At 35.9% G+C, this 14,345-nt stretch carries 12 protein-coding genes; 11 read left to right on the forward strand and 1 reads right to left on the reverse strand.

Going from position 1 to position 14,345, the window contains the following annotated elements:
- Positions 1-44: 44 nt before the first annotated feature.
- The 11 genes from MKX78_RS06305 (at position 45) to MKX78_RS06355 (ending at position 12,818) form a co-directional block, all read left to right on the forward strand.
- Positions 45-560, forward strand: a complete 516-nt coding sequence (locus tag MKX78_RS06305) for a PadR family transcriptional regulator (protein ID WP_095370136.1) — start codon at positions 45-47, stop codon at positions 558-560.
- A gap of 306 nt (positions 561-866) precedes the next feature.
- Positions 867-2,153, forward strand: a complete 1,287-nt coding sequence (gene dctP / locus MKX78_RS06310) for a C4-dicarboxylate transporter DctP (RefSeq protein WP_341050278.1) — start codon at positions 867-869, stop codon at positions 2,151-2,153.
- A gap of 99 nt (positions 2,154-2,252) precedes the next feature.
- Positions 2,253-3,431: a class I SAM-dependent rRNA methyltransferase gene (locus tag MKX78_RS06315; protein WP_307317577.1), complete on the forward strand. Its 1,179-nt coding sequence runs from the start codon at positions 2,253-2,255 to the stop codon at positions 3,429-3,431.
- Positions 3,432-3,605: 174 nt separating this feature from the next.
- Positions 3,606-4,622 carry a TAXI family TRAP transporter solute-binding subunit gene (locus MKX78_RS06320; RefSeq protein WP_307317575.1) on the forward strand — a complete coding sequence of 339 codons (1,017 nt, stop codon included), beginning with the start codon at positions 3,606-3,608 and terminating at the stop codon, positions 4,620-4,622.
- Between the two features lie 12 nt (positions 4,623-4,634).
- Complete coding sequence (locus MKX78_RS06325) at positions 4,635-6,608, forward strand: TRAP transporter permease (protein WP_322910026.1); 1,974 nt, start codon at positions 4,635-4,637, stop codon at positions 6,606-6,608.
- Between the two features lie 13 nt (positions 6,609-6,621).
- Entirely contained in the window at positions 6,622-7,317 is a 696-nt protein-coding gene (locus MKX78_RS06330; RefSeq protein ID WP_341050281.1) for a FadR/GntR family transcriptional regulator, read from the forward strand.
- Between the two features lie 17 nt (positions 7,318-7,334).
- Positions 7,335-8,750 carry an FAD-binding oxidoreductase gene (locus MKX78_RS06335; protein WP_095370131.1) on the forward strand — a complete coding sequence of 472 codons (1,416 nt, stop codon included), beginning with the start codon at positions 7,335-7,337 and terminating at the stop codon, positions 8,748-8,750.
- On the forward strand, positions 8,743-10,002 hold the full coding sequence (locus tag MKX78_RS06340; protein WP_341050283.1) for a (Fe-S)-binding protein: 1,260 nt from the start codon (positions 8,743-8,745) through the stop codon (positions 10,000-10,002). Before MKX78_RS06335 ends, MKX78_RS06340 begins: the two co-directional genes overlap by 8 nt.
- 18 nt (positions 10,003-10,020) lie before the next feature.
- Positions 10,021-11,202, forward strand: coding sequence for an L-2-hydroxyglutarate oxidase (gene lhgO, locus MKX78_RS06345; RefSeq protein ID WP_341050285.1), 1,182 nt, complete (start codon positions 10,021-10,023; stop codon positions 11,200-11,202).
- A gap of 252 nt (positions 11,203-11,454) precedes the next feature.
- Positions 11,455-12,177: a DUF3888 domain-containing protein gene (locus MKX78_RS06350; protein WP_341050287.1), complete on the forward strand. Its 723-nt coding sequence runs from the start codon at positions 11,455-11,457 to the stop codon at positions 12,175-12,177.
- A 71-nt stretch (positions 12,178-12,248) separates the two neighbouring features.
- Positions 12,249-12,818 carry a TetR/AcrR family transcriptional regulator gene (locus MKX78_RS06355; RefSeq protein WP_095370128.1) on the forward strand — a complete coding sequence of 190 codons (570 nt, stop codon included), beginning with the start codon at positions 12,249-12,251 and terminating at the stop codon, positions 12,816-12,818.
- Positions 12,819-12,901: 83 nt separating this feature from the next.
- Here the strand turns inward: MKX78_RS06355 and MKX78_RS06360 are convergent, their stop codons facing one another.
- Positions 12,902-14,155, reverse strand: a complete 1,254-nt coding sequence (locus tag MKX78_RS06360; RefSeq protein ID WP_307317566.1) for a sensor histidine kinase — start codon at positions 14,153-14,155, stop codon at positions 12,902-12,904.
- Positions 14,156-14,345: the final 190 nt, after the last annotated feature.

The following is a 14,345-nucleotide window of genomic DNA, read 5'->3' on the forward strand; positions in this document are numbered from 1 at the left end:
ATAAGTTAAGATAGCTATATACGTTTTTGGAGGTGAACGGGTGAATGATTAGAATATATATCTTAGGTATGTTAGCACATTCAGTAGACTATCCTTATAATATCCGCAAAAAACTAATGAATGCACAGCCTTTCATAAAGATTAGTGAAGGAAAGTTTTATTATGATTTTGAAGCATTACATAAAAAGAATTGGATAGAGCCTGTACAAAAGCTACAAGAAGGAAGTCGCCCAGAAAAAACACTTTATCGGATAACCAATGAGGGACGTGGCCATCTGGTAGAAGAACTCTATCTTTGTTTTCAAAAATATACGGAAGTGGCAGATTTGTATATTGCCATTCATTTCTTAAATTATATTAATAAAGAAGAAGCCGCTTCTATTTTGAAACAAACCATTCAAAAGGAAAAAGAAAAGTGGGATACATTAAAAACGAAAAAAGAAGAAAAGGAAAAATATAACACAGTCTCTGACTCAAGCCAATTAATTGCTTCTCATGCATTTGATAAAGCGGAATTTAATATTAAATGGTTAGAGAGAGTACTAGAATTCATAAAATAAATAACTAGACGAAAGAGAGCTTAAATAAATTGTGGCTCTCTTTTGTCTAATCTATCCCTAATTTGACCTTAAATTTCACTTAGATGCTTATGGTAAGAGTAATCGGGGACTCTCCTCCTTTACTGGTTAAAATTATGTAACTTGGCAGTAGTCCATATATGCCAATCATTTTTACTGTCTCAACTAATAAGACCAAAATGAACAAAATGTTCACTATGACCATAAACTTCTTTTCATTTTCTGAAAACGCTATCATTCTAATTACAAAGAATAGTCAGATAGATAGTGTGACAGGAGATGATTAATGTGGGATTTTTAAGAATCTTTAAGAACTTAACCGTTCAAGTGTTAACAGCGATCGCACTTGGTGTGTTAGTTGGTTTAATTTGGCCAGATATAGGTAAAGAATTACAGCCGTTAGGAACTACTTTCATTAATGCAGTGAAGATGGTTATTGCCCCAATTATTTTCTTAACAATTGTTTTAGGAATCGCAAAAATGGGAGATATTAAAAAAGTTGGTAAGGTTGGTGGGAAAGCTTTTATCTATTTTGAAGTTGTTACCACGCTTGCTCTCGTTATTGGATTATTAGTCGTTAATATTGTAAAACCAGGTGACGGGTTAAATTTTAATGAGCTTGAACAAGGTGACGTATCTCAATATACAACCAATGCTGAAGAAGGCATTGATTGGATCGAATTCGTTACACATATCGTACCATCAAATATGGTGAATGCTTTTGCGGAGGGAGATATCCTTCAAGTTTTATTCTTCTCCATTCTATTTGGTGTTGCTCTTGCTTCTTTAGGTAAACGGGGAGAAGTTATTACTGATTTTCTTGACCGGTTATCCCATGTGTTCTTTAAGATTATCGGTTATGTCATGAAAGCTGCGCCAATTGGTGCGTTTGGTGCAATGGCATATACGATTGGACATTTCGGCTTAGGTTCTTTAGCACCGCTCGCTAAGTTGATGATGAGTGTGTATATTACAATGTTCTTATTCATCTTTATCGTTTTAAACATCATTTGTAAATATTATGGATTTAGCCTATTTAAATATTTACGTTTTATTAAAGATGAGTTACTTATCGTATTAGGAACGAGTTCTTCTGAATCTGTATTACCAAGAATGATGGATAAAATGGAAAGATTCGGTGCGTCAAAATCAGTTGTTGGTCTTGTCATTCCGACGGGTTATTCCTTTAACCTTGATGGGACTTCTATTTATCTTTCAATGGCGACGGTATTCTTAGCTCAAGTATTTGGAGTAGATTTATCTATTGGTCAGCAAATAACGATTATCTTAATTCTTATGCTTACATCTAAAGGAGCTGCTGGGGTTACAGGAAGTGGATTTATCGTGTTGGCTTCGACATTAGCAGCTATTCAAGTTATTCCGTTAGAAGGTTTAGCACTCTTACTCGGTGTTGATCGCTTTATGAGTGAAGGTCGTGCCATTACGAATATGATTGGTAACGGAATCGCGACAATCGCCGTGGCGAAAAGTGAGAATGAATTTGATGAAGAAAAATATCAACATGCAATTTCGAATATGAAAGAAATATCTCAAGAAGTGAATAAAGCAAGTTAAACGGTAAAGCCCTCTCAAGATAAACCTGAGAGGGCTTTGTCTGTAAGATGCTATTTGTGGTACGATAAATAAATCATTGATTGGTAAGGTGGAGCGTATATGAAGTTAACAGTAAAACCGTCATACATAAAGAAGTATAGGGAAGGTTTTCCATTAATAAATGAACAATCTGTTGAACGAATTCCTCAAATGGAAGAAGGGACGATTGTTGAGCTAGTGAATGAAAAGGGACAGTTTCTCTGTAAAGGTTACTATGGAATTCAAAATAAAGGTAGAGGCTGGGTATTAACGAAAAACCAGCATGAGCGAATAGACCAAGCCTTTTTTATGGAAAAGCTGAAGGCAGCAGTAAATCATAGACAAAAACTTTTTAACGACCCAGAAACGAATGCTTTTAGAATATTTAATGGAGAAGGCGATGGTGTTGGAGGCGTTACAATAGATTACTATGATACGTATTATTGCATTAGTTGGTATAGTGAAGGTATCTATCAATTCAAACAGGAGATTATTAGGGCATTAGAGCAATGTATGCCAGTGAAGGCCATTTATGAAAAGAAAAGATTTAATCATAAAGGGCAGTATGTAGAAGATGATGATTTTGTTTGTGGAGAAAAGCCGACATTTCCTATTATCGTTAAGGAAAACGGGATAAACTATCCAATCTATCTTAATGATGGTGCTATGGTTGGGGTTTTCCTAGATCAAAGAGAAGTAAGGAAAAAAATAAGAGATCAATATGCTGATGGTAAAACAATCTTGAATACATTCTCATATACAGGAGCTTTTTCGGCAGCAGCTGCATTGGGCGGTGCAGTGAAAACAACGAGTGTCGATTTGGCTAATCGAAGTAAAGCGAAGACAATCGAAATGTTTAGTGTAAATGGTATTGATTATGAAGAACAGGATATCATTGTTGAAGATGTATTCAAATACTTTAAATATGCGGTGAGAAAAAATTTATCATTCGATCTTGTCATTTTAGATCCACCTAGTTTTGCACGATCAAAAAAACATACTTTTAGTGTTGCAAAAGATTATGCTGCTTTATTAGAAGAAGCTATCTCGATTACTAATCAAGGAGGGATCATTGTTGCTTCATCTAATGCAAGTAATGTGCCGATGAAAAAGTTTAAAACATTTGTCTCAAAAGCATTTGCAACAAGTAATGGAAAGTATAAGATTCTTGAAGAATATTCATTACCTATTGATTTTAAAACGATTCCGTCTTTTCCCGAAGGAGACTATCTTAAAGTTTTATTTATAAAGAAAGATTAATAAAAAGCTACAGGGTACAGCACTACAGTATCCTGTAGCTTTTTTACAAATAATTGTTAATTGTTTTTGTAGAATAAATTTTTAGAATAATTGTTGTTTTTTTAATTTTTTCTTGTATACTTGTAATACAAGATTGAAATTAAAACGTTTTCATTTGGTGAAAGGGGGAGAATTATGAAAGGTAAAAAAATAAAAATTACAATCTCAATCGCTGCTATTATTTTTCTTACCATTTTTGGTATTAAGACGGCTGCTGATAATGAAGATAAAACCTTTTTATCCGTAGCGACAGCTTCAACAGGTGGTACTTATTATCCGATTGGAGTAGGTATGGCCAATATATGGAGTTATGAATTAAAGAATAAGAAAATTCAAGCAAGTGGACAATCTTCTGCTGGTTCGATTGAAAATATCGAGCTTTTAAGAGAGGGAGAAGCTCATTTAGCTATTCTTCAAGGGTTAATATCTTCTCAAGCTTATGCTGGAGATGATGGTTTTGCAGGTAAACCTTATAAAGACTTACGTACTGTGGCTATGTTATGGCCCAATGTAGAACATTTTGTGTTAATGGATAATGCTATTGAAACCGGTAACATTTCAGACATTGATGGCACTCGTTTTTCCGTTGGACCCCAAGCAAGCGGAACAGAACAATCAACTGTAGTAATGATGCAAGGGTTAGAATTAACTAAAGCTAATATATCACCAGAGTATCTCGGTTATAACGATACTGTTTCTGCAATGAGAGATGGTAGATTAGACGGTGGATCATTACCAGCCGGCATCCCAATCTCAGCAATTACAGATATGTTTGCTAGTAATGTCAAAGCTAGTATTCTTGAAGTAACAGATGAGCAGTTAGAAAAAATTAACGCTGTTTCAAACTCTTGGTACCCTTATACGATTCCTGGAGGAACTTATCCTCGTGTAGAGGAGGATATCCAAACCATTGCACAGCCTAACCTTTTATCTACAACAAAAGATATTGACGAAGAGACAATTTATACGTTAACAAAAACGCTTTATGAGAATCTAGACAAAATGTATGAAGTGCATAATTCTGCAAAAGAAATTACTTTAGAGACAGCACTTGATGGAGTGACTGTACCTTTACATGTAGGTGCTTACAAATACTTTAAAGAAGTTGGTTTAGAGATTCCTGAGGAATTAATTCCGCCAGAGGCAAAATAAGGAGGTTAGAAAATGTCGAATGTAAAAGGGGATGCCGTAACAGCAAATCAACAAGGCTTAGATAAAGAGGCTGGCGGAGGTATGCGTGTATTGCATGGTTCGTATGCCAAGGTTGTAGCGATATTAGCTATTTTATTATCTATATTTTCCATTTATTCAAATGGACTTTCTAATATTCAGGAGATTTATAGAAACTTAATATTTCTAGGTTTTATTCTCGTTTTAACATTTTTATTATATCCTGCAAGATCTTCATCAAAAAGTGGGCGTTTTACATTAGCTGATTATTTGTTTGTTGCATTAGCAATTTTGGGTGTAGGTTATTTAATTATTAATTATACAACCATTCATGTTGATCGTGGCTCACAGCCAATTTTAATTGATTATATTTTCGGTGCTATTACTATTATCGTATTGTTTGAAGCAGCAAGAAGAGCTGTAGGTCTATTTATCCCAATCCTTTGTGGTATTTCTGTTATCTATGCCTTATTTGGCACAATTTTTCCGTGGATATTTGGCCATGCGGGGTTCTCTTTAGAACGTTTGCTTTACCGTTTATATATGACCACTGAAGGCATCTTGGGTCTTACATTATCAACTGCATCAACCTTTATCGTTATGTTTATTTTATTCGGTGCCTTTTTATCTGCAAGTGGTGCGACACAACTATTTAACGATTTAGCATTAGCTATTGCAGGTAGAAAAAGAGGTGGGCCTGCACAGGTAGCTGTTATATCTAGTGCTTTAACAGGGTCATTAAGTGGGAGTGCTGTAGCAAATGTTGCCACAACAGGAGCTTTTACGATCCCGTTAATGAAATCAATTGGTTTAAAACCAAAATTTGCTGGCGCAGTTGAAGCAGCAGCATCTACTGGTGGAATGATTATGCCACCAATCATGGGTGCAGCAGCTTTTATCATGGCTGGATTCTTAGGTGTTTCCTATACTACTGTTATTCTCGCAGCCATTATCCCAAGTTTTCTATATTATATCGCTCTCATCTTTGCGATTGATATAGAAGCGAAGAAACAAGGGTTAAAAGGGATTAGTAAGGAGAATATACCAAATGTTTTACAAGTGTTAAAGGAAAGAGGCGTACTGATTGTTCCTATTATAGTGGTTATAGGAACATTATTGATTGGTAAAACAGCATTATTTGCAGGTTTTGCAGGTATCGGTTCCGTTATTGTTGCCAGTTGGTTAACGAAAGATAAGTCTAATAGAATCACAATTAAGAAAATGATTGAAGCATTTATCGATGGAGGGAAAGGGACAATACAAGTAGGTATCGCTTGTGCCGCAATCGGTATTATTATTTGTGTTGTTACCATGACAGGTATAGGTTCAACACTAGCTTTTAATATTGTTGATTTAACCGGTGGACAGCTTTGGTTAATACTTATTGTCGTTATGCTAACTTGTATTGTGCTAAGTATGGGATTACCTTCTACCGCACTATACATTGTTGTTGCTGTAACTGCTGCACCTGCATTAGTAGAGGCTGGCGTACAACCAATTGCAGCTCACTTCTTTGTATTCTGGTTCGGTGCTCTTTCAAATATTACGCCACCAGTAGCGCTTGCATCTTATACGGCAGCAGGAATTGCTGGAGCAAATGCAATGAAAACGTCATGGGAAGCTTTAAGACTTTCATTAGCAGGATTTATTATTCCGTTTATGATTGCATACAATCCAATACTATTACTCCAATCACCTGATGGCGGTAGTGTGGAAATTCTTTCTGTTATACTAGTATTAATTACTAGTACTCTAGGAGTCTATGCGCTAGCTGTTTCTATGGGGAATTACTTGAATACTTACTTACATGTAATTGAAAGAATTTTATTATTTTTCGGTGCATTGATGCTCATTAAACCAGGTATTATCACTGATGTTTCTGGTCTGGCTGTATGTGCACTTGTATTCAGTATTCATTTAATTCGTACAAGAAAGGAGACAAGTAAGGGTGTAGAGGTGAATATGTAAAGGAGATTAATAAATGAAAATTGAACGGAAGAAGATATCGGCACAAGTATTAGAGCAATTAAATGAAAAAATTAAAAGCAAAGAGTTTCCGCCCAATCAACCATTACCTTCTGAGAATGAATTGGCGAAATTATTTGGCGTAAGCCGCGCTCCTGTTAGGGAGGCACTCAGTGTCTTATCAGCAAGTGGGATCATTGAATCAAGACAAGGTGGCCGAAGTTATGTTAAAGAATTACATCTTGTCGATATGATGGACCGCTTAACATTGCAATATATTTCCTTAGAAGAGGTTTTTGAATTATTGGAATTAAGGATGATAATGGAAACAGAGGCCGCTGCTCTAGCTGCTAATCGTCGTGATTCTTCCGACTTAGAGAAAATAAGGAAAGCGCTAAAAGGGCTAGAGGAGACACTTACTAACCCTGATGAAGTGGGTCTTCAAGCTGATTTAGATTTTCATAAATATATGATTGAAGCAACAAAGAATAGCTTTATGGTAGGGGTCATGGATAATATCGGTGACCTTTACCGTAAGGCTGTCGCTTTTTCATTAAAGAAGAACTTAGGATTACAAAGAAAAAGGGAAAGCGTTTATCTTGAGCATGAAGCTATATATAAAGCGATTGAAAGTCAAGATGAAGAAAATGCAAGAAAGGCAATGAAGAATCATCTACAAAATGTACGAAAGAAATTAAGGGAAGAAAAGTAAAGGAAGAAGGTGCCATCATGTTGACAGATGAGATGGTCGAACAATTTCAAAAAGCCATAAATTCACCAACGAGAATGTTAAAAGAAAAAGCGGATTTAGTCTCTTATTCATATGATGGGTCGTTCGGTACTTATTTACCTGAATTAGTCATACAGCCAATGTCAACACAGGAAGTTGTGTCTATCGTAAAGGTGGCCAATCAATATAGAGTGCCTTTATATCCAAGAGGTCGAGGAACAAGTCTAAGTGGTGGACCCTTGCCTGTTCATGGCGGAGTGGTCCTGGACTTTTCACAGTGGAATCAAAAATTAGAAATAGATAGTGATGATACAATTGCTGTTGTTTCGCCAGGAGTATTGACAGCTGAAATAGACAAAGCAGCGAAAAAATATGGGCTGATGTATCCCCCTGATCCGAGTAGTGCGCATGTGTCAACGATAGGTGGTAACTTAGCTGAAAATGCTGGTGGACCAAGAGGCTTAAAGTATGGGGTAACAAAGGATTATGTGTTGGGGTTAGAAGTCGTTACACCTGAGGGAGAGGTCATTAAAACAGGTGGTCGTACAATTAAAAATGTTACTGGCTATGACTTAACTAAGCTGATAGTCGGATCTGAAGGTACTTTAGGAATTATTACTGAAGCAACACTACAACTAGTTCCACGGCCACAAGCAACTGGAACGATGATGGTCATTTTCGATGATATTGTCGATGCAGGGAGAGCCATATCAAAAGTTCTCACATCTGGGATATTACCTTCTAAGATGGAGATTATGGATCAAGCATCTATTATAGCTGTTGAAGAATATGAATCAGTCGGACTTCCGACCGATGTTGATGCCATTATTCTTATAGAATTAGATGGTCATCCAGTGGCGATTGCTGATGAGTGTAAACAAGTAGAACAAGTTTGCCTAATGGTAGGAGCACGAGAAGTTCAGATAGCAGCGAATGATGTGGCTGCAGCGAAACTCTGGAAAGCGAGGAAACTTGTCTCCCCAGCGATTGTTAGAAAAAAACCAACGAAGATTTCTGAGGATGCGACAATCCCAAGAAGTAAAATCCCAGAAATGTTTAAACGGCTTAAACAAATTAAAGAAAAATACAATATAGATCTAGTAGTATTCGGGCATGCAGGTGATGGCAATCTCCATCCAAATATTATTACTGATAAACGGGATAAAGAGGAAATGAAAAGAGTCGAACTTGCTGTAGCTGAGATATTCGAAACAGCTATACAATTAGGTGGGACTTTATCAGGCGAACATGGCATCGGCACAATGAAGACACCGTTTATGAAAATGGAGCTAGGGGAGGCTGGATTAGATATGATGAAAAGAATGAAGAGCGCATGGGATCCTAAAAATATCATGAATCCTGGTAAGGTTTTTCCCGAAAATGAAAATCAAAGGCTCGTATTAGTCGATGAATAATCAATTAGCATACGAAGAAACATTTGATTGTGTCCAATGTGGGTATTGCTTACCTGCCTGCCCGACTTATACGACAATGGGAAAAGAAAGGCATTCGCCTAGAGGAAGAATTAATTTAGTACAGATGGCTTCTGAGGGTAAAATTTCGATTCAAGAAATAGAAGATTCGATGGAATTATGCCTTGGCTGCAGAGCATGTGAGACTGCTTGTCCGACCAATGTTCAATACGGGAAAATTTTATCTTCTTATAAAGAAGTGAAAATGGAGCAGGAAGGTAGTTCACTTATCAATCGCTTGGCGATGAAAAAAGGTCTTGCGAATAAGAGCATGTTGAATACAATGAATCTTTCCTTGAGGTTTTATCAACAATCTGGGATTGAAAAATTAGGCAAAGTAACAAAAGGGATTCGGGTACTACCTGAGAATTTACGTGCATTTGAAGCCATTATACCTAATATAACAAAGCCTGATAAGGAACTTAGAAAAGGCACACTTATCCCAGATACTGAAACAAAACTAAAAGTCGCCTTTTTTACTGGATGTATCATGGATGTGTTTTTTGCTAAGATCAATGATCTAAGTATAAAGTTGCTTCAGCATGCTGGATGTGAAGTAACCGTAATAAAAAACCAAACATGTTGTGGAGCTCTACAGCATCATGAGGGTGATAGCGAGACCACTAAACAATTAGCAAAAGAAAACATCGTTGCATTTGAAAAAGAGCACTATGATTATATTGTTAATAGTATTGGTGGATGTGGTGCGATGTTAGTTGAATATGATCAATTGCTTCAGTCTGAACCAGAATGGGTTGAACGAGCAAAACGATTTGCTGAAAAAAGTAAAGACATTAGTGTGATTTTAGCAGAGTTGGATATTGAATTTACGAAGAAGGTTGAAAAGAGAATTACATATCAACCCTCATGCCATTTATCAAATGTGCAAAAAGTAAAAAAATCGCCATTAGAGTTAATTTATCGTATACCAGGAACAACGTATATTCCCCTCCCTGAAATGGATATGTGTTGTGGCTCAGCAGGTACGTACAATGTTTTTCATTATCAAGAATCAATGGAAATATTAGATGAAAAAATGTCCTATGTAAAAGAAACGATTCCAGAAGTAATTGTCACTTCTAATCCTGGTTGTCATTTGCAGATGTGCATGGGTGTGAAGCGTGAAGGATTAGAAAGTAAGGTTGAAGTCGTTCATATTGTCGAGATACTAGCAGAAGCATGTGGTTTAAAGTAATGATAGAAGGTGAAAAGGATGTATGATTATATTATTATTGGTGGAGGAATTGTTGGTCTATCCGTTGGATTAGAACTACTTGAACAAAAACCGGCACTAAAGATTGCTATCGTTGAAAAAGAAAGCCATGTAGCGGCACATCAGACAGGGCATAATAGTGGTGTTATTCATTCTGGCATATATTATAAGCCAGGTAGTGAGAAAGCGAGATTAGCTAAAATCGGCGGACAATCCATGAAGGATTTTTGCGAAAGTAATGATATCGAATATGATATTTGCGGTAAAGTAATTGTCGCTAGTGAAGAAGAAGAGTTGCCACTATTAGATAACCTTTATAAAAGAGGGCTACAGAACGGACTTGATATTCAATTAATGGAAAAAGAAGAATTATTGGAAAGAGAACCACATGTAAATGGGAAAAGAGCCATTCATGTACCAATGGCAGGAATTGTTAACTATAGACAAGTGTCTGAAAAAATGGCGGATATCATTCGCCATAAAGGTGGAGATATTCTCCTTAATCATGAAGTTGTGGCCATTCAAGAGGATAATAATGAAGTGGTTGTTATCACTGATCAAGGAGATATAAAAGGTCAATTTTATATCAACTGTGGTGGGCTACACTCGGATCGGATTGCGAAAAAGGCAAAATTATTAACTGATATGAAAATTGTCCCCTTTCGTGGTGAATACTATCAACTGGTTGAGGAAAAACGTCATCTAGTGAAGCATTTAATTTATCCTGTTCCCAATCCAAAGTTCCCATTCCTTGGCGTTCATTTTACGAGAATGATTGGCGGTGCGATTGATGTCGGTCCAAATGCAGTATTAGGCTTCAAACGCGAAGGTTACCGGAAGACAGATATTCACTTACCGGATTTATTTGAAGTGTTAGCATATAAGGGCTTTTGGAAGCTGGCAAGTGGTTATATGAAGGAAGGGATTGAGGAAATGATCCGTTCAGCCTCTAAACAGCTTTTCTTAAAGAATGTACAAAAACTTATGCCAGAAATACAAGCGGCAGACTTGAAAACTGGACCAGCAGGAGTAAGAGCACAAGCATTGAAGGATGACGGCTCATTAGTGGATGATTTTTACATACTGCCGAGCAAGCGTGCGATTCATGTATTAAATGCACCATCTCCTGCTGCAACGGCGTCTATTGAGATTGGCAAGGAGATTGTCAGAAAACTGATATAAAAACTAAATTTCTTGGGTGTTTGAGAGCTATAGACTTTTTTACTATAGCTTTTTTCTTTTTGTTTTAAGGTGAATATGACAAAAGAACTTAGGGGATTTACATTAATCGCCTTTTTTCTATTTTATTTTTAAAAATTTCCCGGAAAATAAGTGGTCGAAGGAGATTAATGTCAAACAGTAAATAGGAAGAAATTACAGCCGTTACTTATACAAATGCGGGAGAGGATAAAGGATAAAGGAGTGTGTTTGCACATGAAGAAAACAGTAATGATTTTATTACTTATTTTCATTCTTTTTCCTAATAGTATATTAGCTAATGAAGATTCTTCCATCGTATCTGAGGCCCTTTTAACTTCTCTCGCTCCTGTGCTTACCGAAGAAATTCATCAATTTTATGGGTATGAAAAACAATACAATCTGTATGACACGGAGATAAAGAAAATCAAACGTAATCGAAAAGGGTATCATATTATTGTCAAACTTGAAATAACTACCTATGAAAAAGAGTATTTACCTCCTTATGGACAAGATTCTCTTGTACTGGACTTAACGCCTTTAGGAGCAAAGGTCATTACCTATAAACATATAGGAGACGCGGAGGAGAAAAAAGTGAATCACTTCTACCGGAAAGTTGCAAAGGACATTGAACATAGCTTCAAAAAAAAATGGCGCAGTTATCGTCAAACACGATTTAACCAATTTCAATTTCTAGCTAGCAACAATGGTTGGAATGATCGTCTTGGACCAGTAACGCAATTAGTTAAGGATATTAATGAAGAAGCAACATCAAAGTATAAAAATACCATTCAACCACTCATCTACTTTAATAAAGAGGAAATCTTAATTCTCTATAAAAATAAAATAGGATTGAATGAGATGATTACTTTAAAACATGTAGGCGATGGGTGGGTAGTAGATGAAAGAGAACAGAAACAAGGAAAGAAAATGTCTGAGCAAATATTATCTTATATGTAGATTAATGATTGTTTCTTACCAACCCTGATGCTAAAATTTAATTACTATTTGATAGGGTTGGGGGTGTACATATGCCATCAAATCATTTCCATGATCAAAACATATCTGCGGATAAAATAGTGGCTGTTGCTAAAGAGCTCGTCACTGATAATGCATTTCAGAATATTACTTTAGAAGATATTGCTGTGAAAATGAGATGCCAAGTGAAGGATCTGACGGTTCATTTTAATCATATCGATGGTTTATTATATCGAATAATTGAGGAAGACTTCAATGATTTAACGCAGATGTTAGTCACTATTCAATATGGTGATGATAATAAAATAGATAAGCTTAAACAAATCTTAATTACTTTCATGGAATTTGGTATAAACCTTCATCACCGTTACGATGGGTTATTTGCTTTTTATACAAGCAACGATAAGCATTCGATTACAGAAATGGCCCAAAAAACTTATTACCGGTTTGAATATGCTGTTCTACAATTAAAAGATCAACAAACTGAAGAATCACTTATTTATTCTGCCTTCATTGCCCTACATGGTTTTATTCAACACCATAAAGGCTATGTTAAAGACTTTGAAGAAGTTCGAACTTATGCAGAGTCACATGCTTGGTTCGTTCTAAAGGGTTTATCATAAATAAAAGTCAGCAAATATTGAAGCGCTAAGAGCAGGGGATTTACTAGCTATGCTAGGATTCCCTGCTCTTTATAATATTGAAGTTAGGAAGAATGGGGATGGACGGAGGGAAAAGTAAAGATGAATACGGTTCCTTCATTAATTTTACTTTGTACTTTTATTGTTCCTTTCATTGCTCTGGCGATGCTAAAAACAACCATCATTCCTAATCCAGTCCCTTTTGCTCCTTTTGTGGAATAGTAAGGCTCTCCTAGGCGACGAATTTGATCTTCTGTCATACCGAGCCCTGTATCTTGAACTTCGATTCTAATGTGCGTAGAGGAATAATTAGAGCTTATGTATAGTTGGCCACCTCTTGGCATCGATTCTATGGCGTTTTTAATAACGTTTAAGAAGCATTGCTGAAACTTTTGTCGATCGCCTTCGATGTCACCTATGATAGAAAAATTAGTTGTTATTTCTACCGAATTTTGATTAGCTATTGGGCGTAGTATACTAATGACATGACCTAGTTCTTTCTTTACGTTCATTGTTTCAATTTTATCTAGTCCAGGTTTAGAAAAAGTTAGATAGTTTTGAATGACACGTTCTGCTGATGCCAGTTCATGTTGGACGATTTCTAAGTATTCATTTCTTTTTGAAGGGGAAAGTGTTTGTTCTTTTAATAATTGAACAAATCCTGCAGCAGCTGTGAGTGGATTCCTAATTTCATGTGAAATCGCTGCCCCCATTTGCTCAACGGCTTCTAATTTTTCTGCGATAATAAGCTTTTTCTGCATATCGATTGTTTTGAAGACAAATTCAATAATATATACTGCCATTCCTACACCAAGAGCTGGAATGGTAAGAAGAGCAAACCATAAATCAAGTGAGTGTAATTGTGGTACATATAATTCATATAAAATTAGTGAAACGATACTAGAGATAAACGTAATAAGAACAGCTAGAATAATTCTTTTATTGGCAGAAATCTGTTTAAATCTTGGGTATAAATATAAAAACAAACATCCCAGCAAAAGGTATTCAAACATAGTTACATAGAATCCTAAATTCATTCCGTAAAACCATCTTACAGCAATAACGACAATTATGAGTAAAGGGCCGACACCAACATACAATCCACCTAATATTACAGGTATAATCCTTAGGTCCATCATTAAACCAGGCACAGGTTCAAATGAAAAAATATAACAAATACCAATCATCAATGCCAGACTAATAGTTGCCGATGTTCTTGAAAAATGAAAACCGAGATTTTTTTCAGTCCATACAAGCAGAAAAAATAGGATGACAATTAACAGTGATAGATTAAGGAAAAAATGAGTGGTAATGACCATTTTTTCACATCCCTTTTAGTGTATAGGAAAATTTTATATGTTTTCCTTGCATCTGACAATAAAAATGCGGAAAATTAAGAAAAATATAATAGGTGATGCCTACTATTTTCTAAAAACCATAATGAATATGAATTAGATAAAGAATAAAAGATTTCCTTTCTTTTTCTCCTAGCAATTTTTATTTTTCTAT

Source organism: Cytobacillus sp. FSL R5-0569 (assembly GCF_038007265.1).
Taxonomy (GTDB): domain Bacteria; phylum Bacillota; class Bacilli; order Bacillales; family Cytobacillaceae; genus Cytobacillus; species Cytobacillus kochii.

Bases quoted from the DNA above. Each gene is read 5' to 3' on its own strand.
- MKX78_RS06355 (WP_095370128.1), top strand. From the start codon at position 12,249: ATGCCATCAAATCATTTCCATGATCAAAACATATCTGCGGATAAAATA.
- MKX78_RS06360 (WP_307317566.1), bottom strand. From the start codon at position 14,155: ATGGTCATTACCACTCATTTTTTCCTTAATCTATCACTGTTAATTGTC.
- MKX78_RS06330 (WP_341050281.1), top strand. From the start codon at position 6,622: ATGAAAATTGAACGGAAGAAGATATCGGCACAAGTATTAGAGCAATTA.
- MKX78_RS06335 (WP_095370131.1), top strand. From the start codon at position 7,335: ATGTTGACAGATGAGATGGTCGAACAATTTCAAAAAGCCATAAATTCA.
- MKX78_RS06315 (WP_307317577.1), top strand. From the start codon at position 2,253: ATGAAGTTAACAGTAAAACCGTCATACATAAAGAAGTATAGGGAAGGT.
- MKX78_RS06305 (WP_095370136.1), top strand. From the start codon at position 45: ATGATTAGAATATATATCTTAGGTATGTTAGCACATTCAGTAGACTAT.
- MKX78_RS06320 (WP_307317575.1), top strand. From the start codon at position 3,606: ATGAAAGGTAAAAAAATAAAAATTACAATCTCAATCGCTGCTATTATT.
- MKX78_RS06340 (WP_341050283.1), top strand. From the start codon at position 8,743: ATGAATAATCAATTAGCATACGAAGAAACATTTGATTGTGTCCAATGT.
- MKX78_RS06350 (WP_341050287.1), top strand. From the start codon at position 11,455: ATGAAGAAAACAGTAATGATTTTATTACTTATTTTCATTCTTTTTCCT.
- lhgO (WP_341050285.1), top strand. From the start codon at position 10,021: ATGTATGATTATATTATTATTGGTGGAGGAATTGTTGGTCTATCCGTT.
- MKX78_RS06325 (WP_322910026.1), top strand. From the start codon at position 4,635: ATGTCGAATGTAAAAGGGGATGCCGTAACAGCAAATCAACAAGGCTTA.